The sequence below is a fragment of the Streptomyces lydicamycinicus genome (genome assembly GCF_000829715.2).
GTDB classification, from domain to species: Bacteria; Actinomycetota; Actinomycetes; order Streptomycetales; family Streptomycetaceae; genus Streptomyces; species Streptomyces lydicamycinicus.
In genome coordinates, this window is the sequence record NZ_BBNO01000004.1 from 392,455 (window position 1) to 413,082 (window position 20,628).

The window sequence follows — 20,628 nt, forward strand, 5'->3', positions numbered from 1 at the left end:
GTTCAGCTCGTCTCCTCTGCGACCCAGGACAGATAGCCGGCGGCACCGCGGGTGATGGGGGTGGCGATGATCTCGGGGGTGTCGTAGTCGTGCGCGTCGAGGAGATAGGCCGCCAGCGCGTCGTAGCGCGCCTCGGCCGTCTTGAACAGCACCTGCCACTCCTGGCTGGCCTCGACCGCGTCGTCCCAGCGGTACACCGAGGTCACCGGCGCGCTGATCTGCGCACAGGCGGCGAGCCGGCCCTCGATCGCCCCGCGCGCCAGCTTCCGGGCCTTGGTCTCGCTGTCGGTGGTCGTCATGACGGTCAGGAATCCGGTCTGCCGCCCGGTGGGGTCGGGCGGGCTGTTCGGGGCGGTCGGGTCGGCCACGGGTGCGCATCCTTCACGGTGGGGGTCGGGAGGGAACGGACGGGACGGTGGGACCGCTTCGGCCGGGCAGGGCCGGCCGGCGGCATGGGTCCGTGGCGTGGCCGAGCGGACTCGGCGACGCCACGGACCGCCTCGCATCGTACGGACCGGATGATCATCCCGTAAGTGACCGGCCCGCCCCGCGGCGGTATGCACCCGGACGCCGCCCGCCCCCGCCCGCCAGGCTCCCGGGCCCCGGAACGGGCTCCCCGGTTGCGTCCCCCCGTGCACCGGCAACGATGGAAAGGGCAGCCCAGCCGCCGGTCCGTACGCGAAAGGCCAGCATCATGGACGATCTCGATGCGCTCGCCCGCCAGCAGCTCGACGAGGCCAGGGCCTCCGCGCACGGGCGCAGTGCCCGGCTCTTCCTGCACGACGACCGGCTGCGGCAGACCGTGATCGCACTGGTCGAGGGGGCCGCGCTGGATGAGCACAACGCACCCCCGGCGGCGAGCCTGCAAGTCCTGCGGGGGCGGGTCCGGCTGACCGGAGCGGGCGGGGGCCAGGAGTTGATGGCCGGTCAGGTCGCCATGACGCCGCGCGAGCGGCACGGTCTGCTGGCCCTGGAGGACTCGGCGGTACTGCTGACCGCCGTCATGGAGATACCGGCCGGGGCGCGCCCTTCGACCCTGACGGGGACGGACCGGAGATAGCGCGGGCGCCCCGGAGCCACGCGGGCACCCCCGGAGCCCTCTTCGGAATTCTGAGTCTTCACATTTTTCTGAATCTTAAGTACTCTCTACTTCATGACCAGTCCGCGTACCCAGGTGCATCTGACCGAGGAGAAGGAAACCCTTCTCGCCACGCTCTACGGCCGCGCGGTCGACAGCCGCGCGAAGGATCCGATCCTCGGCGACACCACCGCCGCCGAGACCATGCGGCGGCTCGACTACGACTTCAGCAGGATGCGGCTGAGCCCCGGCAACGCCGCCGGAGTCGCGCTGCGCGCCCGTCAGTTGGACGACTGGACCGCGCGCTTCCTCGCCCGGCACGAGGAGGCGACGGTGGTGCATCTGGGCTGCGGCCTCGACAGCCGCGTCCAGCGTCTCGACCCGGGGCCGGGGGTGCGGTGGTTCGACATCGACTACCCCGAGGTCATCGCGCTGCGGCGGCAGCTCTACCCGGAGCGCGCGGGCTACACGACCATCCCGTCGTCCGTGACCGACCCGGCGTGGGTCGCGCGGATTCCCGCGGACCGGCCGGCGATGATCGTGGCCGAGGGGCTGCTGATGTATCTGACCGAGGCGGACGGCACGGCGCTGCTGCGGCGGCTGATGGACCGGGTGCCGGGCGGTGAGCTGGCGTTCGACGCCTTCAGCCGGTTCGCGATCCGCGTCCAGTGGCTCAACCGCCCCGTGGTGAAGGCCGGTGCGCGGCTGCACTGGGGCACGGACACCGCGGGGATCGCGGCGCTGAGCCCGAAGCTGGAGATCGTCGAGAACATCAGTGCCATGGAGATCCCGGGAGTCGAAAAGCTGCCGGCGGGCAGCCGGCTGGCGGCCCGGATGTCGGCGAAGCTGCCCGCGGTGCGGGACATGGCGCGGATGTACCGCTGCCGGTTCTGAGCGGCGGCGGGGTCCGCCCCCCTCAGGCCGCCAGCCACTGGTCGTAGGCCAGCTTGCACAGCAGCGCGACGACCACGACCACCAGCACTCCGCGGACGAAGCCGACGCCGCGCTTGAGGGCCATCCGGGCGCCCACCATGCCGCCGGTGAAGTTGAACAGGGCGAGTACGGCGCCCAGTTGCCACAGCACGGTGCCCTGGATCGCGAACATCGTCAGTGCACCGATATTGGTGCAGGAATTGACGACCTTGGCGGTGGCGGAGGCGGTGACCAGGTCCATGTGCAGCACCGCGGCGAGCGCGATGATCAGGAACGCCCCGGTCCCGGGCCCGATCAGCCCGTCGTAGAAGCCGATCCCCAGGCCCGCGATGAGGACGGCCGCCAGGACGCGCTGACGGGAGACGGGCCCCGAGGGCGCGGGGGCGGTCCCGAAGGCCGGCCGGACCAGGATGAAGACCAGCACCCCCAGCAGGACGGCCATGATCAGCGGGCGCAGCACCGCACTGTTGATACCGGCCGCGAAGAACGCCCCGGCCAGCGAGCCGGCGACCGCGGCGAGGCCGATGCGCAGCGCGGTCCGGACATCGATCGGGGCCTTGCGGACGTAGGTGACCGCGGCCGCGGTGGTGCCCACGATGGCGGTGGACTTGTTGGTCCCCAGTACGTACGCGACCGGGGCGTGCGGCAGACCGACGAGCAGCGCGGGGAGCAGCAGCAGTCCGCCACCGCCGACCACGGCGTCGATCCAGCCCGCCGCGAGCGCGGCCAGGCAGAGCAGGGTCAGGGTGAAGAGCGATATGTCAGGAGGCACCGGCTGATCTTATGAACCGGCCGCCGCCCACGGGCTGTTGTCCCGTGATCCCTGGCGGGCGCATGACGACGGATACCGCCGTCACCAGGGAGGACTTGGCGCAGCCGTGCGCGTCGGCGGAGCGACGGAGACGCTCGGGGACGGTGTGGCGCCGACGGTTACCGTCGCTCCGCGTGGACCAGTTCCACGGCGCCGCCCCGGTCCGGGAGGCTGTACCCGGCCGGCGGCCGGTCGGGGGAGGGCGGGGCGGCCGGGGTGACCGTCCGGGACACCAGGGTGGCGGCGAGCGCGCTGGCCCCCACCAGGCAGGCGGCGAGCTGACGGCGGGCCCGGACGGTGACGGCCGGGACGGTGTGCGGTTTGCGGTGTCTGGCCATGGGTGGCGGGTTCCTTACGGGTCGGAGCGATCGGGAACGACGGGAGGACCGGGGCGCGGGCCGACGAGGGACCACGGGCTGCTCGGGGCGCGGGCCGACGAAGGACGACGGGGGACGACGGGGACGGGCTGACGCGGGACAGGGCCGACGAGGGGCAGCAGGCCGCTGCCCACCGGGACGGCGAAACGCTCGACGGCCCTCAGAAGGTGAACTGCTCGCAGTGGATGCGGTCGGGCGGCACCCCGGCCCGTTCCAGGGCGGCGACCGCGGCCCTGGACATGCCGGGCGGGCCGCACAGATAGACATCGTGTTCCGCCAGGTCCGGGACGAGCCGGCGCAGGGCCCCGGGGGCCAGCGGATCGAAGGGGCCGTCGGACGGGCCGAGGAGGTAGTGCAGCGCCGCACCGCGCGCGGCAGCGATCTCCTCCAGCTCCTCGCGCAGCACCAACTGGGCGGCGTTGGCCGCCCGGTAGAGGAGGGTGAGGTCCCCCGGGCCGCCCGGCAGGGTCTCGAAGAGCGCACGCATCGGGGTGATCCCGACGCCGCCGGCGAGCAGCAGCACCTTGCGCCGGGTCCGCCGGTGTGCGGTCAGCGCGCCGAACGGGCCGGTGGCCAGTACCCGTACGCCCGGCCGCAGACGGCGAATCCGGCGGGTGTGGTCGCCGCACGCTTTCACAGTGATCCGCAGGGTGTCGTCCCGCACGGGTGCGGAGAGCGAGAAGGGCAGGGCCGTCCGCCACAGCCGGCGGTCCAGGAACCGCCAGCGGAAGAACTGCCCCGGCTCGGCCCGCAGTGCGTTCAGCCCCAGGCCCCGGATGACGACCGAGACCACGTCCGGCCCCTCGATCCGGACCTCGGTGACCCGCAGACTGTGCCGCAGCGCCTGCCGTACCGGTACGACTATGCGGTACCAGACCAGCAGGGTGCCGACGGTGGTGTGCAGCAGTGTCCACAGCCAGACGGCGAGCGGGCCGCCGGCCAGATCCGGTCCGGAGAGCTGGTGGGCGAAGGCGAGGGCGGCGCCGACGTAGGTCAGCAGATGTGCGGCGCGCCAGGTCTCATGGCGTACCCGGCGGCGGACCGTACGGGCCGAGGTGACGCCCGCGCCCGCCAGCAGCGCGGTACCGACGGCGGCCGCGGCCAGGCCCGGGTAGCCCATCAGGCCGACGGCGGCACCGAGGACATCGGCGCCGGTGTGGGCGGCGTAACCGCACAGCGCGAAGACGGTGTGGGCGAGGCACAGGGTCAGGACATGACGGCCGCCACGGGCGTGCCAGCGGGCCAGCCGGTCGGCGCCGACGCCGTGTTCGACGGCCGGCACCCGGGCCATCAGCAGCAGCATCACCAGGATTCCGTAGCCCGCGAGCAGACCGCTGAGGTGGGCGAGGGTGGCGAACAGCGCATCGAGCCGCACCGAGGGCTCGGCCTGCACCAGCCAGAGGGTGACGACCGACACCGCACCGCCGGCCAGCCCCCGCAGCAATGCCGTCGGCGTGAGGCGCAGCGGAGGCGCGGGCGTTGGGGCCCCGCGCGGTGCGCGGGGCGGCCGGGGTGGCAGGTACCGGGGGTTGAGTCGCGCGTACAGCGGATGGGTGGGCGGCGGGTCGGCGGGGCCCTGAGGCGGGGCACCAGGACCGGGTGCGCCGCCCGGCGCGTACCGGTCGCTGGGGTCGGCGTGGATCGTCACGGCGTCGAAAATACGGCCGCTCGGAGACCGGAAACAGCAGGTCAGGGCCGTTCCGTAGATCCTTAAGGCGGCCTTGAGGATCCGCTGACCGGCGGTTAAGAACCGCGGGCGCCATGGGGTATCTCCGGCGCCGGATTTCCTGCGGCTCAAGGCTGCGACGGCGCACCGTAGTTGAGGCCGAAGGTCGGTACCCGCCACTGATACGCGCTGCGCCATCCGGGCTAATCCGGTCGCCAACTATGGCGTGTCGTGCGGGCGGACCCTTGAATCGGTGCTACCGACGGTGGGGTGCCCATCCCCTGGCGGGGGACCATGGACGGCTGCTGGTGTGATGCGGTTCGTCGTGTTCTTCAGGGCACCCCCGACAGGTGAGCACGCCAGGACAGTTGTCTGCCCTCCGGCGTGCCGCAGCCCCCACCTCCTCATACGGAGCCTTCGAAAGGGGCTGTCCAGCATGGCACTCGTTCTCACGCTCACCCCGTCAACCGTTTCGGCGGGCCAGACCTTCCAAGCCGCTGTCACCGGAGCGGTGGCAGGTGAGGCGATCACCTTCACCTATGACGGAGCGACCCCGCAGACCGTTATCGCTGACGCCAGTGGCAATGCCAGCGCCACGTTCACCGGGACCACAACGGGCGTGGTGGTGGCCGCCGGCCCCACGAGTGGCGCCGCCTCCGCGACGCTGACCGTCAGCGCGGCGCAGAACTGTGTGGTCACGGTGACGGCGACGCCGTCCAACCCCGCCGCGGGCCAGCCGGTCACCGTCACCGCCACCGTCACCTGCGACGGCGTACCCGTCCAGGGCGCGACGGTCCTCTTCGCCACCACCGGCGGCTCCCTCGGCGTCGGCGTCACCACAGCCGCCGGGCAGGCCAGCGTCACCACCAGCTCGCTGCCGACCGGCGTCAACGTCGTCACCGCCACGGTCATCTCCGCCACCACCACCTGCACCTGCGTCGGCGTCTCCGCGACGGCCACCGTGACCGTCACCGCGCCGCAGAACTGCGTGGTCACCCTGGCGGCGACGCCGGCCACCCCGTCCGCCGGTCAGCCGGTCACCGTCACCGCCACCGTCACCTGCGGCGGCGCCCCGGTAGTGGGCGCGACCGTCCTCTTCAGCACCACCAGCGGACCGCTGGGGATCGGCGTGACCAACGCGTCCGGCCAGGCCAGCCTGACCACCAGCACCCTGCCTGCCGGAGCCAACGTCGTCACCGGCACCGTGATCGCCGGCACCAGCGCCTGCACCTGCGTCGGCTCCGCCGCCACCACGACCGTGACCGTCGCCCCGGCGCAGAGCTGCGTGGTCACCCTGTCGTCCACCCCGGCCAGCCCGTCCGCGGGCCAGCCGGTCACCGTCACCGCCACCGTCACCTGCGGCGGCGCCCCGGTAGCGGGCGCGACCGTCCTCTTCAGCACCACCAGCGGACCGCTGGGGATCGGCGTGACCAACGCGTCCGGCCAGGCCAGCGTGACCACCAGCACCCTGCCGGCCGGAGCCACCGTCGTCACCGGCACCGTGATCGCCGGCACCAGCGCCTGCACCTGCGTCGGCGTCGCCGGCACGAAGACCGTGACCGTGGGCACGGCGACCGGCTTCACGGCGAACCCGGCCTGCTACACGATCAGCTTCCCCCCGCTGCCCTGGGCCTTCGCCACGGCCACGTTCAGCGCCAGTGGCGCGACTCCGGGCTCGCTGGTCACCTTCCACCTGGGCGGCGCCAACGGGCCGGTGGTGTGCACCGCGACCGCCGACGCGAGCGGCAACGCCAGCTGCACGGCCGTCCTCAACATCGGGCAGGTGCTGTTCGCCACCTACACGGCGACCACCACCGGCGCCAGTGGGCCGCTCCAGTCGTCCAGCAGCCTGGGCGTCTGCCTCACCTGACGCCCTCCCCCGGCACGTGTGCCGCACGACCGGTAGCAGAACGCCGCGCAGCTGACGCGGCACGAACACCCTCGGGCTGACAAGACCCGGCGAAGCAGCCGTCCCCCGTAACGCAGATACGGGGGACGGCTGCGGGCCCAAGACAGGCCCGGGGACATCCTCCCCACACCGGCCGGGCCGTATCGGCCCTCATCGCGAAACGTCACACAAGGAGCGGACCATGGGCTGCAATTGCGGCGGTGGTGCCCGTCAGGGCGTCACCCTCTACCAGTTGACTCTGCCGGACGGCACGGTGCGCCTGTTCTACACCTGGCAGGAGGCCGACGCGGCCAACCAACGGGCCGGCGGCATCGGCACCATCACCGTCATCAATCAATAGGGAACCGCCCAGACAAGGAGCCACCCAGCACCCGAGCGGTGACAGGGTGGAGGTGGAATGCATGAGCCTTCCTGACTTTCTTCTTTCCCTCGGCGCCACGTGCCGGCTCACCAGATTCGTCACCAAGGACACGCTCGCGGCGGGGTTCCGCTCCTGGGTGGCCGACCGCTTCGGCGACGACTCCAAACCGTCCTACCTGGTCAGCTGTAGCTGGTGTACGAGTGTGTGGGTGGCCTCCGCGATGGCCCTGCTCACTCACTGGGCCGGCGGGACCACCGCGCTCCAGATCACCACAATGGCCCTGTCGCTCTCCTACCTCGCCGGGCTCGCTTCCCAGTGGCTCGACTGAGCGGCCCGTCCTCGCGTGGCGGGGCGCGGTGCGCAAGCCGACAATGAGGGCACAGCAGCCGGTGGCCAGGGACCGCGGCTGCCCGCCGTAGTCGTCCAGGAGGTGGCAATGCGCCAGACCCAACTCACCAGGGAGTCGACCGCATACGCCGACGCCCGCGAGGAGCTGCGGCAGGCCGAGATCGAGTTGATGCGCCGCCGCGAACGGGTCGCCGAACTGCGCCGGGGGCTGCCGCCGGGCCCCGTCGTGGACGACTACGTCTTCGAGGAGGGCCCCGCGGATCTGCACGCCGGGGACGCCCCGGCGCGGAACGTGCGGCTCAGCGAGCTGTTCAGCGGGCCCGGCCGGGACCTGATCGTCTACCACTTCATGTTCGGCAAGCGGCAGAAGCAGGCCTGCCCCATGTGCACGATGTGGATCGACGGGTTCAACGGGATCGCCCACCACGTCACCCAGAACGCGGACTTCGCCGTCGTCGCCGCGGCCGAGCTGCCGGTGCTGCGCGCATACGCCCGCGACCGGCAGTGGACGAATCTGCGGCTGCTCAGCGCCGGGGCGAACACCTTCAAGTACGACCTGGGCAGCGAGGACGCCGAGGGCAACCAGGACTCGACGGTGTCGGTGTTCACCCGCGACGACACCGGGTCGCTGCGCCACTTCTACTCGGCGCACCCCCGTATGGCCGATGACATCGACCAGCGCGGCATCGACCTGCTCACACCGGTGTGGCACCTGCTCGATCTCACACCGGCGGGCCGCGGCGACTGGTTCCCGGCGATCCGCTACTAGGGCGGGGCCGCCGGGCAGCGGGCAGCGGCTCCGGTGGATACCCACAGAACCGCGCTCTCTTAGAACCCTCTTACAACCGGGGACTATCCAGGTCCCCATGATCTCCGACGCTTCCAAGTCCCCTCAGGGCACCGGCCGCAGCCGGACCGCCACCCGTGTGCTCGCCGCCTCGCTCGCCCTCACCGCGACCACCTTCGGGGTGGCCGGATGTGACAGTGCCGCCGCCGGCACGCTGGAGGGCAGCCGGCTCGAACTGCCCGTCACCGGCGGTACGGCCGTGATCGACACCGCCTCGCTGGCGGTGAGCGCGCGCACCGCGAGCGGGCGGGCGCTGGTGCTGTCCGGGCCGGCGGGCGGCGGGCTCGGGAAGCCGGGGCCGGTGACGCGTACGGCCCGCGGGGCGCGGTGGAGTTACCCCGACAAGGGGCTGGAGGTGACGGCCGGTTCGGAGCGCGGGCGACTGCGGATCAAGCTGCGGGCGGACCGCGACGGGTCGGTCAGCTGGCCGGTGACCGGGACCGACCGGGCCGCCTCCGCCGTGCAGATTCCGCGCGGCGAGGGACTGGACATCCCGGTGAAGGACGCCTTCTGGAACGCCGGCCCCGAGAAGGGCGGGCTGGCCGGCAGCACCGTCGACATGGGTGAGGGTCTGGCCCTCCCGCTGTGGGGCTACTCCATGGGCTCCGCCGGCGTCAGCTACCTCACCCCCACCGATCTCGGCACCTCGCTGCGCTTCGCCTCCACCGGAGGCCGGCTGCGCACCACCGCCGCGCACGCCTTCGACGCCGGGGAGGGCACCCGTGACTACGAGGTCTCCTTCGCGCTGACCGACGGCAATCCGGTCGCCCCCGCCGCCGACTACCGCTCCTACCTCGCCCAGCGCGGAAAGCTCGGCAGCCTGCGCCGGAAGATCCGGCAGAACCCGGGCAACGGCAAGCTGCTCGGCGCCTTCCACGCCTATGTGTGGGGCGACGCCCGGACCGCCTCCGGGGTCGCCGGGCTGAAGCGGCTGGGCGTGGACCGGATGTGGCTCGGTTACGACGCCGGTCCGGACCCGATGAACGCCGCGGCGGTGCGGGCCGCCAAGAAGGCGGGGTATCTCGTCGGCCCGTACGACACCTTCGCCAACGGGCAGGACCCCAAGTCCGCCGACAGCCCCACCTCGGCCTGGCCGGGCCGGGTCTACCCCGACTTCTGTATACGGAAGGCGGACGGCACCCCGGAGACGGGGTTCGGGAACCGCGGCTGCTACCTCAGCTCCCGTGCCTTCGAGAAGGCCGAACCGCGCAAGCACTACCTCGCCGACCGCACCCGCTCGATGGTCGCCAACGGCGCGGACAGCTACTTCCTCGACGTGGATGCGACCGGTGAGGTGTTCCGCGACCACGGCAAGGGCCATGAGATGACCAAGGCCGGTGACCGTGCGATGCGGCTCGCCCGGATGCGGCGGCTGTCGGAGAACCTCGTCCTCGGCTCGGAGTCCGCCCAGCCCTGGGCCAACCAGGTGCTGGCCTACGACCACGGCTCGGGCACCCCGGCCGCGGACGGCCTGTGGAAGCTGGAGCGCGACAGGAAGACCTGGGGCGGCTATTTCCCGGAGAAGGCCCCGGGCGCGTTCTTCAAGCCGGTGAAACTGCCCGCCGAGCTGGCCACGGCCATGTACGACCCCAAGTACCGTGTCCCCCTCTACGAGACCGCACTGCACGGCTCGCTGGTCAACGCCGAGCGCTGGGAGCTGTCGTACGAGAAGCTGCCCGAGCAGAAGACCACCCGGGCGCTGCTGGCGATGCTCTACAACACCCCGCTCAACTATGCCCTCGACGGCCCGACACTGGAGAAGAAGGGGGCCGAGATGGCGGCGCTCCAGAAGTACTTCTCGCCGCTGCACCGGGCGGCCGGCACCGAGCAGCTGACCTCGTTCCGGTGGCTGACCGGGGACCGCAGCGTGCAGCGCACGGTCTTCGGCGACGGCACGCTGACCGTCACCGCCAACTTCGGCAGCCGGGCCCACGACGGTCTGCCGGGCGGCTGTGTGGACGCGAAGCTGCGCACCGACGACAAGCCGCGGCGGCTGTGCCCGGCGCAGCCGCAGGGCTGACCGTCCGGCCGGTCGGGGACGGACAGACCCCAGGGGCGGGCCCCGCACGCGGCGGGCCCGCCCTCACACGGCGGTCCGCCCGCCACTGAGGGCAGCGTTCCGCCCGGGAAACAGAGCAGATGCGGGCGGGTAACAGCCGGACCGCAGGCTGAGGAACATGACCTCGATGCCGCCGCACCCGGAAGCCACGCCAGCCGCCGCGCCTGGCACCACCCCCACCCTTGTCCTCATCGGCCACGGCATGGTCGGCCAGCGCTTCCTGGAGGAGCTGGCCGACCGCGGCGTCACCGAGCGGACCCGGGTGGTCGTGCTGTGCGAGGAGCCCCGCCCGGCCTACGACCGTGTCCAGCTGACGTCGTACTTCGCCGGCCGCAGCCCGGACGACCTGAGTCTGGTCGATCCGGACTTCATGGCCCGCCACGGCATCGAACTGCACCTCGGTGACCCGGCCACGGCCGTCGACCGTACGACCCGTACGGTCACCGCCCGCTCCGGCCTGACCGTCCGCTACGACGCCCTGGTGCTGGCCACCGGCTCGTACCCGTTCGTGCCGCCGGTGCCCGGCAAGGACAGTGCGGGCTGTTTCGTCTACCGCACCATCGAGGACCTGCTCGCCATCGAGGAGTACGCCAAGAACGCCCGCACCGGTGTGGTGGTCGGCGGCGGGCTGCTCGGCCTGGAGGCGGCCGGGGCGCTGAAGGGGCTGGGGCTGCGCACCCACATCGTGGAGTTCGCGCCGCGGCTGATGGCGCTCCAGGTCGACGAGGGCGGCGGCCGCGCGCTGCGCCGTACCGTCGAGGAGATGGGCCTGGAGGTGCACACCGGCGTCGGCGGCAAGGAGATCGTCGCGGACGGGGCCGGTGCGGTGACCGCCATGGGGCTGTCGGACGACTCCCGTATCGAGACCGATCTGGTCGTCTTCTCGGCCGGTGTCCGGCCCCGCGACCAGCTCGCCCGGGACTGCGGGCTGCCGGTCGGCGACCGCGGCGGCATCGTCGTCGACGAGCGGTGCCGCACCGCCGACCCCGCCGTGTACGCGATCGGCGAGTGCGCGCTGGCCGCCGACGGCCGGGTCTACGGACTGGTCGCGCCCGGCTACGACATGGCCCGCACGGCCGCCGGCACCCTCGCCGACGCGCTCGGCGCCGGCAACGGAGCGGCCGACGGCTTCACCGGCGCGGACCTGTCCACCAAGCTCAAGCTGCTCGGGGTGGACGTCGCCTCCTTCGGTGACGCGCACGGTGCCACCGACGGCTGTCTGGACGTGGTCTACTCCGACGCCCGCAGCGGGGTCTACAAGAAGCTGGTGATCGGCGCCGAGGGCGAGCTGCTGGGCGGGGTGCTGGTCGGCGACGCCGAGGCGTACGGCATGCTGCGCCCGCTGACCGGCAGCGTTCCGCCGGTGTCGCCCGAGCAGCTGGTGCTGCCCGCCGGGGCGGCCGGGGGCGGGGCCGCCGCGCTCGGCCCGTCCGCGCTGCCGGACAGTGCGGTGCTGTGCAACTGCCACAACGTGACCAAGGGGACGGTCCGGGCGGCGGTCACCGAGCACTCCTGCGGCACCCTCCCCGAGGTCAAGAAGTGCACCAAGGCCGGTACCGGCTGCGGCAGTTGCGTCAAGTCGCTGACCGCCGTGATGAACGACGAGCTGGCCGCGAACGGTGCCACCATCGACACCGGGCTGTGCGGCTGCTTCCCGCACACCCGCGCCGAGCTCTACGAGATCGTGCGCACCCTGCGGCTGACGACCTTCGCCGAGCTGCTGGACTCGCACGGCCGCCCGGAGGCACGGAACGGCGACGGCTGTGAGATCTGCAAGCCCACGGTCGGCTCGATCATCGCCTCCCTCGCTCCCTCCGTCGGCGCCGACGGCTATGTCCTCGACGGGGAACAGGCCGCCCTCCAGGACACCAACGACCACTTCCTCGCCAACCTCCAGCGCAACGGCTCGTACTCGATCGTGCCGCGCATCCCCGGCGGGGAGATCACCCCGGACAAGCTGATCGTGATCGGCGAGGTGGCCCGCGACTTCGGCCTCTACACCAAGATCACCGGTGGTCAGCGGATCGACCTGTTCGGCGCCCGGGTCGACCAGCTCCCGCAGGTGTGGGCCCGGTTGGTGGACGCCGGCTTCGAGTCGGGGCATGCGTACGGCAAGGCGCTGCGCACCGTGAAGTCGTGCGTGGGGCAGACCTGGTGCCGCTACGGCGTGCAGGACTCGGTCCGTATGGCCATCGAACTGGAGCTGCGCTACCGGGGGCTGCGCTCCCCGCACAAGCTCAAGTCCGCGGTATCCGGCTGCGCGCGGGAGTGCGCGGAGGCCCGCGGCAAGGACTTCGGCGTCATCGCCACCTCCAACGGCTGGAATCTCTACGTCGGCGGCAACGGCGGCGCCGACCCGCGGCACGCCGATCTGCTCGCCCAGGACCTGAGCGACGCCGAACTGATCCGGCTGATCGACCGGTTCCTGATGTTCTACATCCGCACCGCGGACCGGCTGGAGCGCACCTCCGCCTGGCTGGAGCGGATCGAGGGCGGCCTCGACCACGTCCGGGACGTCGTCGTCCATGACTCCCTGGGGCTGTGCGACGAGCTGGAGGCCCTGATGGCCGCCCATGTCACCCACTACCGCGACGAATGGGCCGAGACCCTCGCCGACCCCGAGCGGCTGGCCCGCTTCGTCTCCTTCGTCAACGCGCCCGACGCGCCCGATCCGTCCGTCCGCTTCGTGCCGGAGCGCGACCAGGTCAAGCCGGACCTGACGCTGCTGGCCGGCCCGACCCTGCCCATACGCACCCTGGAAGGGACCTCCGTCTGATGACCACCGCCACCGCACCGCTCACCCGCACCGGGGCCGCCGCCGCGGCCGCCGGGACCGCCACGGTCGAGATCCACTGCCCCCAGGGCTGGGTCGCGGTCTGCACCCTGGACGACCTCATCCCGGGGCGCGGGGTCGCCGCGCTCCTCCCGGACGGCACCCAGGCCGCGCTCTTCGTCGACCGCGCCGGGCAGCCCTATGCGATCGCCAACCGCGACCCGTTCACCGGCGCCCAGGTGCTCTCCCGCGGCCTGACCGGCTCGGCCGACGGCCGCCCGTTCGTGGCCTCGCCCCTGCTCAAGCAGCGTTTCGACCTGGCGTCGGGCAGCTGCCTGGACGATCCGTCGGTCTCCGTCCCGGCGTATCGCGTACGGACGGGGAGCGGGGAGCGCGCCCACTGAGCCCTTCCCTGCCGGCGCACCATGTGCAACCCATCGGTTGCACCTCCTGCCGCCACGTGCAACCATTGGGTAGCACGTAAGGCATCAGCCGATCCGAGAACGGCAGGAGGCGCACGCCATGAGCACCGACAGCCATCAGAGCACCGGCAGCGACGCGGGCGGCGGCAAGGACCGCATCGAGCGGGAGATCAGCATCGCCGCGCCCGTGGAGCGGGTGTGGGCCGTGCTCACCGAACCGGAGCACGTCGGCTCGTGGTTCGGGCAGGGCACACCGACGCCGGTCGATCTGCGGCCGGGCGGCATCATGGAGCTCGACCACGGCGAGTACGGACAGTTCCCGACCACCATCGTGACGGTGGACCCGCCGCGTCACTTCGCGTACCGCTGGGCCGGCGCCTTCCCGGGCGAGGTGGCGACCGAGGGCAACTCCACCCTCGTCGAGTTCACCCTCACCCCGGAGGGCGACGGCACCCGGCTGCGCGTCGTGGAGACCGGCTTCGCCGCACTCGCCATCCCCGAGGACCGGCAGCCCACCGCCGGCTACGAGAGCCACTCCGAGGGCTGGTCCGGCCAGGTGGAGAACATCCGGCGGTACACGGAGCAGCTCGCGGCATGACGAAGGACGCGGGGGCGGGAGCGGGGCGGCCGGGGGCGGGGCCGCCGGGGGTGGGGCCGCCGGGGGTGGGGCCGGACGGGGGGTCGGGGAAGGGCTCGGGGGCCGGAGCGGGGCCGGGCTCGGGCTCCGGCCCGGACACGGGCACGGACGGCGGTGCGGGCGCGGACGCCGTGGCCGAGGTGTTCGCCGCGCTGGCGGACCCGACCCGGCGCCGGATACTCGACGCGCTCGCCGCACACGGCGAGGCGACCGCCACGGTCCTGGCGGCGGAACTGCCGGTCAGCCGCCAGGCCATCGTCAAACATCTGGGCGTCCTGGACCGGGCCGGTCTGGTCGCCGGCCACCGGGAGGGCAGGGAGGCCCGCTACCGGGTGATCCCGGAGCGGCTGGGGGTCACCGCCCGGTGGATGGACCGGGTGGCCGCCGCATGGGACACCCGCCTCTCGGCGATCAAGCGCCTCGCCGAAGGGGAGTGACCGGGATGGTGCGGTGGCGCATGGCCGGACCGGTGCGGGGGCGTGATCGGGCCGGTGTGGTGGCGTGACCGGGGCCGGTGCAGCGGCGGTGGGCGAACCGGCGCGGCTGCGGTGGACGGACCGGCCCGGCGGCGGCGAGCGGACCGGCGCTTCGGCAGCGGCCGGCCTCCGGGCGCGCCACACCCGTCACCTCCGCCCCTCCGACACCATCCGCCTCACCGGGCGGCGTAACCTGGTTGCCCCCTACGGAGGAGTGCAGGCGTGACCAGGTGGAACACCAGCCACATCCCCGACCAGACCGGCCGCTCGGTGGTGGTCACGGGCGCGAACAGCGGTATCGGCTATGTCACCGCCCGCGAACTGGCCCGCCAGGGCGCCCGCGTACTGCTGGCCTGCCGCAACGAGACGCGCGGGATCGCCGCGCTGGACCGGCTGCGTTCCGAAGTCCCCACCGCCGAGGCCGAGTTCCGCGCCCTGGACCTGGCCGATCTGTCCTCCGTACGGGACTTCGCCGCCGCCCTCGACGACTTCGACGGTGACCGCCTCGACCTGCTCATCAACAACGCGGGCGTGATGGCCCTGCCGCACCGCACCACCGCCGACGGCTTCGAGATGCAGTTCGGCACCAACCACCTCGGCCACTTCGCGCTGACCGGGCTGCTGCTGCCCAAACTCCTCGCCACCCCGGGCGCCCGGGTCGTCACCGTCTCCAGCATGCTGCACGCCCTGGCCGACCTCGACTACAGCGACCTCAACAGCGAGCACTCCTACCGCCGCTGGATCGCCTACGCCCGCTCGAAGAGCGCCAACCTCCTCTTCGTCCACGAGCTGACCCGGCGGCTGGCCGCGGCCGGCTCGCAGGTCGTCGCGGCCGCCGCGCACCCCGGATACGCCGCCACCAACCTCGCGACCGCGGGCGTCCGGATGGAGGGCCGCACCTCCACCGAGCGCATGGTCGAGCGGGCCAACCAGCTGCTCGCCCAGTCCCCCGACGGCGGCGCCCTGGGCACCCTCTGCGCGGCCACCGCCCCCCACATGCGCCCGGACTCCTTCATCGGCCCGCGCAGCGGACTGCGCGGCGCCCCCGCCCAGTGCTTCCGCGCTCCCTGGACCAAGAAGGACGCGAACGGCGAGCGCCTGTGGGCCGCCTCGGAACAACTCACCGGTGTCCGCTACGACTTCTCCCGGCCCGCCGCGGCGTTCTGACCCGCCCGGCATGGGAAAATCCGGACCCGTGTACGAGCGACCCTTCCCTCCGCAGCAGCCCTCCCCGCAGGGCCCGCCGCCCCCGCATCCCTACCAGCCGCACCCCTATCAGGGGGCGCCGCAGCCCTCTCAGGGAGCGCCGCAGCCCTCTCAGGGGGCGCCGCACCCGTACGCCCCGCAGCCGGCTGCGCAGTCCCCGTACGCACCGCCCGCCGCGGCTGCGCGCATCCCCGACGAGGCGCGACCGCTGCGCCGGTGGGGGGCGCTCCTCCTCGACGGCCTGCTGGCCCTGACCGCCGCCTATGTCGCCCTGAACTCCGCCGACCACGCCGGTCTGCCCGCCCTTCAGACCTGCTACGCCGTCGCCGGCGCGGGCTTCGGGCTGTCGTTCCTCAACCAGGTCCTGCTGACCCGTATCGCGGGTGCCAGCCTGGGCAAGTTCGCCGTCCGTACCCGTGTCATCCGCGAAACGGACGCCAGCCGTCCGCGGCTGCCCCGGCTGTTCCGCCGCTGGCTGGGCGGCTACCTCTTCATCGTGATCTGGATCATCGCCGCCTGCTTCGAGTTGGAGGACGACCCCGAGGACTTCTGCGGGGTCCGCCTGGTCCGCTACAAGGACCTGCGGGCACTCGTTCCGGCATACGGGCGCTGAACGAGGCGGAGCGCGGCGGCACGGTGGGGTGCGCCGGCCTCCCGTCAAGAACCCGTGAAGAACGGCCCGTCGTCCGCCAAGGGCCCGCCAAGGCCGCGGACGACGGCCGTCGCGCCCCGCACGCTGGCCTGGTCCAGCACGGTGCGCACGGAGGTACGACGAGCAATGCCGCAGGTGTCCCCAGCCGAGGGCCGACCGGAGGAACCACCGGATACCGCCACCGCGGTCACCGCCAACGGGCCGGGTGACACGGGCAACGGCCCCCATTCCGGGTCCGGGTCCCACGCCCCCCGCGGCGCCGCGGTGTCCGAGCCCGACGCCCGTCACCGGCTCACCGCCCTCCAGGGTCTGGCCGCCCTCTCGCTCGACGCCATGGCGTCCGTGGCCTACGGCCCCGAGTCGATCGTGCTGGTCCTGGCCGCGGCCGGCGGCCACGGACTCGGCTTCACGCTCCCCGTCACCCTCGCCATCGCCGCCCTGCTCGCCGTCCTGGTCGCCTCGTACCGTCAGGTGATCGCGGCCTTCCCCGATGGCGGTGGCTCGTACGCGGTGGCCAAGACGCACCTCGGCCTCCGCACCGCCCTGTTCGCCGCCGCCTCCCTCGTCCTGGACTACGTGCTGAACGTCGCGGTCTCGGTGACGGCCGGGGTCGCGGCCCTGACCTCGGCTTTCCCCGCCCTGCACGACGACCGGGTGGGTATCTGCCTGGCAGTCCTCGCCCTGATCACCGCCCTCAACCTGCGCGGTATCGCCGACTCGGCCAGGGCCTTCCTCGTCCCCACCGCCGTTTTCGTCGGCGCCGTCCTGACGATGATCGCCGTCGGACTGTTCCGTACCGCCCCCGCCGCCACCGTGACCGCCGACGGACACGCCTCCGTCGTCGCCGACCACGCCACCGCGGTCGGTGCCCTGCTGCTGCTCAAGGCGTTCGCGTCCGGCTGTTCGGCGCTGACCGGGGTCGAGGCGGTCGCCAACGCGGTGCCGTCCTTCCGGTCCCCGGCGGTCCGGCGCGCCCAGCGCACCGAGGTCGCGCTCGGTGCCCTGCTCGGGGTGATGCTGATCGGGCTGTCCGTCCTCATCGGCCGTTTCCACCTCCAGCCAGTGGAGGGCGTCACCGTCCTCGCCCAGCTCGCGGACGCCTCGTTCGGCCACAACGCGGCGTTCTACGTCGTCCAGTTCGCCACCATGGTGCTGCTGGCCCTCGCCGCGAACACCTCCTTCGGCGGCCTGCCCGTCCTGATGGGCCTGCTGGCCCGGGACAACCACCTGCCGCACGTCTTCGGCCTGAAGGCGGACCGCCAGGTGCACCGCCACGGCGTGCTGGCGCTGGCCGCCGTCGCCGCCGCGCTGCTGGTCTTCTCCGGCGGTGACGTGAACACCCTGGTCCCGCTGTTCGCCCTCGGGGTCTTCGTCGGCTTCACCCTCTGCCAGATCGGCATGGTCCGGCACTGGCGGCGTGCACGCTCCCCCAGGTGGCGCGGCAAGGCCCTGCTGAACGGCGTCGGCGCCCTGCTCACCGGCGTCTCGGCGGTCGTCGTCACCGCCACCAAATTCACCACGGGCGCCTGGCTGATCGTCCTCGCCCTGCCCCTTCTCGTCCTCACCTTCGAGGCGGTGCACCGCGCCTATGCCCGGATCGGCGCCCGTCTAGGCCTGGGCCGCCTCCCGGAACCCCCGCGCCGCGCCCGGTCCCTGGTCGTCGTCCCCGTCTCGCACCTCTCCCGGCTCACCGGCGAGGCCCTGAACGCGGCGGTGTCCCTCGGCGACGAGGTGGTGGCGGTCACCGTCACCCACGACACCCCCGAGGACCGCCCGGCCACCGAGGCCCTCCGCCGCGACTGGGAACTCTGGAACCCCGGCGTCGACCTCCTCGAACTGCCCTCGGCCACCCGCTCCCTCGGCCGCACCGTCGCCTCCTACGTCAGCGATCTGTCGGCCCGTCACCCCGGCAGCCGCATCACCGTGCTGATCCCGGAGGCCGAACCCGCCCGCCTCTGGCAGCGCCTGCTCCAGAACCAGCGCGGCGCGGTCGTCGCGCACGCGGTCCGCCGCGACACCGACGCGGTGATCTGCCGGCTCCGCTTCCGCCTGACGGCGCCCGCTCACACGTGGTGACCGCTCAATGTCAGTGGGTGCCTTTACCGTGACGACATGGACGCCACCATGGATTACGACGACCACTGCGCCGAAATCGTCCATCAGGCCGAGCTGCTGGGCTCCCACCTCGACGCGAGCACGCCCCTGACCACCTCGGTGCCCTCCTGCCCCGACTGGAACCTCGCCCAGCTGCTCCGGCATCTGGGCGAGGCCCACCGCTGGGTCGAGGACCTCGTCCGGACCCGGGCGACCGAGCCCCCGCCGGAGACCGCACTCCGGGTCCTCCCGCGCGAGACCACCGAGACCCCTGCCGCCCTCGCCGCCTGGCTCACCGAGGGCGCCCGGCTCCTCGCGGACACGCTCCGCGCCGCCGGCCCCGACACCCGGATCTGGACCCCGCTCCCCTCCGGCTCCCCGCGCTTCTTCGCCCGCCGCATGGCCCACGAGACGGTCATGCACCGGGCCGACGCCGCGCTCACTCTCGGCGCGGACTTCACCGTCGACCAGCGGGTCGCCCTCGACTGCCTCGACGAGTGGATGGAACTGGGCTCCCTGCCCGAGATGTTCGACTTCCACCCCGACCGCCGCGCCCTCCTCGGCCCCGGCCGCACCCTCCACTTCCACGCCACGGACACCCCACCGGAAGCGGCCGCCGACTGGCTCGTCGACCTCACCGGCGACACCCTCGCCTGGCGCCGCACCCAGGAGCCGGCCGCGGTCTCCGTCCGCGCCCCCCTGACGGACCTCCTGCTCCTCATCTACGGCCGCGTCCCGGGCGACCGCGACACCTTCGCCATCACGGGCGACCAGGAACTGCTGGAATTCTGGCTGTCACAGGTGCTGTTCGGGTGAGCACGGGCACCCGGAGGCGAACCGATCGGGCGTCAGGGCGTGAGTTAAGTTGACCCTCCGCATGTCCAGCACCAGGGAGTCAGAACATGACCGATTCCGCCCGGTCTGGCAGCGTCCCGGGCCTGCCTCCCACACCGCCGCCGCTCCCCCCGCAGACCGGACCGCAGCCCGTGCCGGCGAACGCGGACGAGGCGCTGGAGATCGGCCGTCAGCACTTCCCCGAGGTCGGCTCACCCGGCGGCCCTTCCGGTCTGTTCGTCCATGAATTCGACATCGGCTACCTGATCCACGCGAGCCGGCCGCCGGCCGAGGACCCCACCGCCCTGCCCGCGGAGCCCGGCGGAAGCAACGTCGTCATCGCCAAGGGCAACGGCGAGGTCTCCTTCCTGCCCAACTTCCCCCCGGAGTCGGCCGTGGAGCTCTACCACCGCCTGCGCAGCCGCTGAGCCCCCTGAGGTCTCCCCACCGGAGCCCCACCGACCACGCGCAGCGCGCTTCCGTCCACAGCACCTGGTGGGCCGTCAACCGCGCCGGTTAAGCTTTGACTTGATTTTGATCGGGTCAGCACGAACACGGGGGGACGTCATGGCAGGAGCCGGCGGTTTCCAAACCGATGTGGAGAGCCTCAAGGCTCAGGGCACGAACTTCGTCAAGCTCGGTGAGGACTTCTATTCCTCGGTCGCACGGCTGATGGACGGCCTGCACGCGTTGGGGGCCGGGCCACCCAGCAGCGGACAGGAAAAGGCGCCGCCGGAGAAGTCGTTCGGTGAGCAGTTCATAAGCGGTCTGACGACCTTCGCCAGCAAGGACGGGGCTCCGCCGTGGGGCGATGACGAGATCGGCGAGAAGTTCGGTGTCGTCTACGAAGGCGTGCGGGACGGCATGAACGAGTCGATGGGCCATCTCTCCGCCCAGCTCCAGAAAATCGGCAAGGCATTGACGTCGATGTCCAAGAACCATGCCGAGAACGAGGACTTCAACGACTCGCTGATGAAGCAGCACGTCGAGAACCAGCAGGCGTGGCGGGACCCGACCGTCGACGACACGGTCCACGCCTCGCTCACGCCCGTCAAACACTGAGGCCAGCGGCCGGTTCCGGGGATGCGGACACGGCGGCCGTTCCGCGCGGCCCGCGTCCGCCACACGTCTAGAAGCACTTTTCA

General features: G+C 72.5%; 21 protein-coding genes. 17 read left to right on the plus strand and 4 right to left on the minus strand.

Annotation, left to right across the window (positions count from 1 at the left end):
* Window positions 1–2: 2 nt before the first annotated feature.
* Entirely contained in the window at window positions 3–368 is a 366-nt protein-coding gene (cutA, locus tag TU31_RS15055) for a divalent-cation tolerance protein CutA (protein ID WP_181018608.1), read from the minus strand.
* A gap of 326 nt (window positions 369–694) precedes the next feature.
* Between cutA and TU31_RS15060 the strand changes: the two genes are divergently transcribed.
* Complete coding sequence (locus TU31_RS15060; RefSeq protein WP_042154557.1) at window positions 695–1,060, plus strand: cupin domain-containing protein; 366 nt, start codon at window positions 695–697, stop codon at window positions 1,058–1,060.
* A gap of 93 nt (window positions 1,061–1,153) precedes the next feature.
* On the plus strand, window positions 1,154–1,972 hold the full coding sequence (locus tag TU31_RS15065; RefSeq protein ID WP_042154559.1) for a class I SAM-dependent methyltransferase: 819 nt from the start codon (window positions 1,154–1,156) through the stop codon (window positions 1,970–1,972).
* 22 nt (window positions 1,973–1,994) lie between these two features.
* On the opposite strand, the gene TU31_RS15070 is transcribed toward TU31_RS15065, so the two are convergent.
* From TU31_RS15070 to TU31_RS15080, 3 genes are all read right to left on the minus strand, one after another.
* Window positions 1,995–2,783, minus strand: a complete 789-nt coding sequence (locus TU31_RS15070) for a sulfite exporter TauE/SafE family protein (protein ID WP_042154561.1) — start codon at window positions 2,781–2,783, stop codon at window positions 1,995–1,997.
* A gap of 158 nt (window positions 2,784–2,941) precedes the next feature.
* On the minus strand, window positions 2,942–3,160 hold the full coding sequence (locus TU31_RS15075; protein ID WP_042154563.1) for a hypothetical protein: 219 nt from the start codon (window positions 3,158–3,160) through the stop codon (window positions 2,942–2,944).
* Window positions 3,161–3,359: 199 nt separating this feature from the next.
* The gene (locus TU31_RS15080) at window positions 3,360–4,664 is read right to left on the minus strand and encodes a ferredoxin reductase family protein (protein ID WP_063770802.1); all 1,305 of its coding nucleotides are present in this window, start codon (window positions 4,662–4,664) and stop codon (window positions 3,360–3,362) included.
* Window positions 4,665–5,301: 637 nt separating this feature from the next.
* On the opposite strand from TU31_RS15080, the gene TU31_RS38640 reads away from it, so the two are divergent.
* The 15 genes from TU31_RS38640 (at window position 5,302) to TU31_RS15160 (ending at window position 20,545) form a co-directional block, all read left to right on the plus strand.
* On the plus strand, window positions 5,302–6,735 hold the full coding sequence (locus TU31_RS38640; protein ID WP_052718953.1) for an Ig-like domain repeat protein: 1,434 nt from the start codon (window positions 5,302–5,304) through the stop codon (window positions 6,733–6,735).
* Between the two features lie 220 nt (window positions 6,736–6,955).
* Entirely contained in the window at window positions 6,956–7,114 is a 159-nt protein-coding gene (locus tag TU31_RS39175) for a DUF7196 family protein (RefSeq protein ID WP_181018609.1), read from the plus strand.
* A 61-nt stretch (window positions 7,115–7,175) separates the two neighbouring features.
* Window positions 7,176–7,463: a DUF1360 domain-containing protein gene (locus TU31_RS15100; protein WP_042155464.1), complete on the plus strand. Its 288-nt coding sequence runs from the start codon at window positions 7,176–7,178 to the stop codon at window positions 7,461–7,463.
* 108 nt (window positions 7,464–7,571) lie between these two features.
* Entirely contained in the window at window positions 7,572–8,252 is a 681-nt protein-coding gene (locus TU31_RS15105; RefSeq protein WP_042154569.1) for a DUF899 family protein, read from the plus strand.
* A gap of 97 nt (window positions 8,253–8,349) precedes the next feature.
* Window positions 8,350–10,350 carry a glycoside hydrolase gene (locus TU31_RS15110; protein ID WP_042154571.1) on the plus strand — a complete coding sequence of 667 codons (2,001 nt, stop codon included), beginning with the start codon at window positions 8,350–8,352 and terminating at the stop codon, window positions 10,348–10,350.
* A gap of 157 nt (window positions 10,351–10,507) precedes the next feature.
* Window positions 10,508–13,165 carry a nitrite reductase large subunit NirB gene (nirB, locus tag TU31_RS15115; RefSeq protein ID WP_042154573.1) on the plus strand — a complete coding sequence of 886 codons (2,658 nt, stop codon included), beginning with the start codon at window positions 10,508–10,510 and terminating at the stop codon, window positions 13,163–13,165.
* Entirely contained in the window at window positions 13,165–13,566 is a 402-nt protein-coding gene (nirD, locus tag TU31_RS15120) for a nitrite reductase small subunit NirD (RefSeq protein ID WP_078885791.1), read from the plus strand. The genes nirB and nirD overlap by 1 nt, the downstream gene beginning before the upstream one ends.
* 118 nt (window positions 13,567–13,684) lie before the next feature.
* The gene (locus TU31_RS15125) at window positions 13,685–14,182 is read left to right on the plus strand and encodes an SRPBCC family protein (RefSeq protein WP_042154575.1); all 498 of its coding nucleotides are present in this window, start codon (window positions 13,685–13,687) and stop codon (window positions 14,180–14,182) included.
* Window positions 14,183–14,352: 170 nt separating this feature from the next.
* Window positions 14,353–14,658: an ArsR/SmtB family transcription factor gene (locus TU31_RS15130; protein ID WP_018088131.1), complete on the plus strand. Its 306-nt coding sequence runs from the start codon at window positions 14,353–14,355 to the stop codon at window positions 14,656–14,658.
* Between the two features lie 261 nt (window positions 14,659–14,919).
* The gene (locus TU31_RS15135; RefSeq protein ID WP_042154577.1) at window positions 14,920–15,864 is read left to right on the plus strand and encodes an oxidoreductase; all 945 of its coding nucleotides are present in this window, start codon (window positions 14,920–14,922) and stop codon (window positions 15,862–15,864) included.
* A 28-nt stretch (window positions 15,865–15,892) separates the two neighbouring features.
* Complete coding sequence (locus tag TU31_RS35965) at window positions 15,893–16,516, plus strand: RDD family protein (RefSeq protein WP_052718954.1); 624 nt, start codon at window positions 15,893–15,895, stop codon at window positions 16,514–16,516.
* 165 nt (window positions 16,517–16,681) lie between these two features.
* Entirely contained in the window at window positions 16,682–18,631 is a 1,950-nt protein-coding gene (locus TU31_RS15145; protein WP_042154578.1) for an APC family permease, read from the plus strand.
* A gap of 36 nt (window positions 18,632–18,667) precedes the next feature.
* On the plus strand, window positions 18,668–19,465 hold the full coding sequence (locus tag TU31_RS15150) for a maleylpyruvate isomerase family mycothiol-dependent enzyme (protein ID WP_042154581.1): 798 nt from the start codon (window positions 18,668–18,670) through the stop codon (window positions 19,463–19,465).
* Between the two features lie 86 nt (window positions 19,466–19,551).
* Window positions 19,552–19,911, plus strand: coding sequence for an SUKH-4 family immunity protein (locus tag TU31_RS15155; protein WP_052718955.1), 360 nt, complete (start codon window positions 19,552–19,554; stop codon window positions 19,909–19,911).
* Window positions 19,912–20,050: 139 nt separating this feature from the next.
* Window positions 20,051–20,545: a hypothetical protein gene (locus tag TU31_RS15160; protein ID WP_042154583.1), complete on the plus strand. Its 495-nt coding sequence runs from the start codon at window positions 20,051–20,053 to the stop codon at window positions 20,543–20,545.
* Window positions 20,546–20,628: the final 83 nt, after the last annotated feature.

Coding starts and splice junctions, on each gene's coding strand:
- TU31_RS15060 (WP_042154557.1), top strand. CDS start 695: ATGGACGATCTCGATGCGCTCGCCCGCCAGCAGCTCGACGAGGCCAGG.
- TU31_RS15065 (WP_042154559.1), top strand. CDS start 1,154: ATGACCAGTCCGCGTACCCAGGTGCATCTGACCGAGGAGAAGGAAACC.
- TU31_RS15075 (WP_042154563.1), bottom strand. CDS start 3,160: ATGGCCAGACACCGCAAACCGCACACCGTCCCGGCCGTCACCGTCCGG.
- TU31_RS38640 (WP_052718953.1), top strand. CDS start 5,302: ATGGCACTCGTTCTCACGCTCACCCCGTCAACCGTTTCGGCGGGCCAG.
- TU31_RS39175 (WP_181018609.1), top strand. CDS start 6,956: ATGGGCTGCAATTGCGGCGGTGGTGCCCGTCAGGGCGTCACCCTCTAC.
- TU31_RS15100 (WP_042155464.1), top strand. CDS start 7,176: ATGAGCCTTCCTGACTTTCTTCTTTCCCTCGGCGCCACGTGCCGGCTC.
- TU31_RS15105 (WP_042154569.1), top strand. CDS start 7,572: ATGCGCCAGACCCAACTCACCAGGGAGTCGACCGCATACGCCGACGCC.
- TU31_RS15110 (WP_042154571.1), top strand. CDS start 8,350: ATGATCTCCGACGCTTCCAAGTCCCCTCAGGGCACCGGCCGCAGCCGG.
- nirB (WP_042154573.1), top strand. CDS start 10,508: ATGACCTCGATGCCGCCGCACCCGGAAGCCACGCCAGCCGCCGCGCCT.
- nirD (WP_078885791.1), top strand. CDS start 13,165: ATGACCACCGCCACCGCACCGCTCACCCGCACCGGGGCCGCCGCCGCG.
- TU31_RS15125 (WP_042154575.1), top strand. CDS start 13,685: ATGAGCACCGACAGCCATCAGAGCACCGGCAGCGACGCGGGCGGCGGC.
- TU31_RS15145 (WP_042154578.1), top strand. CDS start 16,682: ATGCCGCAGGTGTCCCCAGCCGAGGGCCGACCGGAGGAACCACCGGAT.
- TU31_RS15150 (WP_042154581.1), top strand. CDS start 18,668: ATGGACGCCACCATGGATTACGACGACCACTGCGCCGAAATCGTCCAT.
- TU31_RS15155 (WP_052718955.1), top strand. CDS start 19,552: ATGACCGATTCCGCCCGGTCTGGCAGCGTCCCGGGCCTGCCTCCCACA.
- TU31_RS15160 (WP_042154583.1), top strand. CDS start 20,051: ATGGCAGGAGCCGGCGGTTTCCAAACCGATGTGGAGAGCCTCAAGGCT.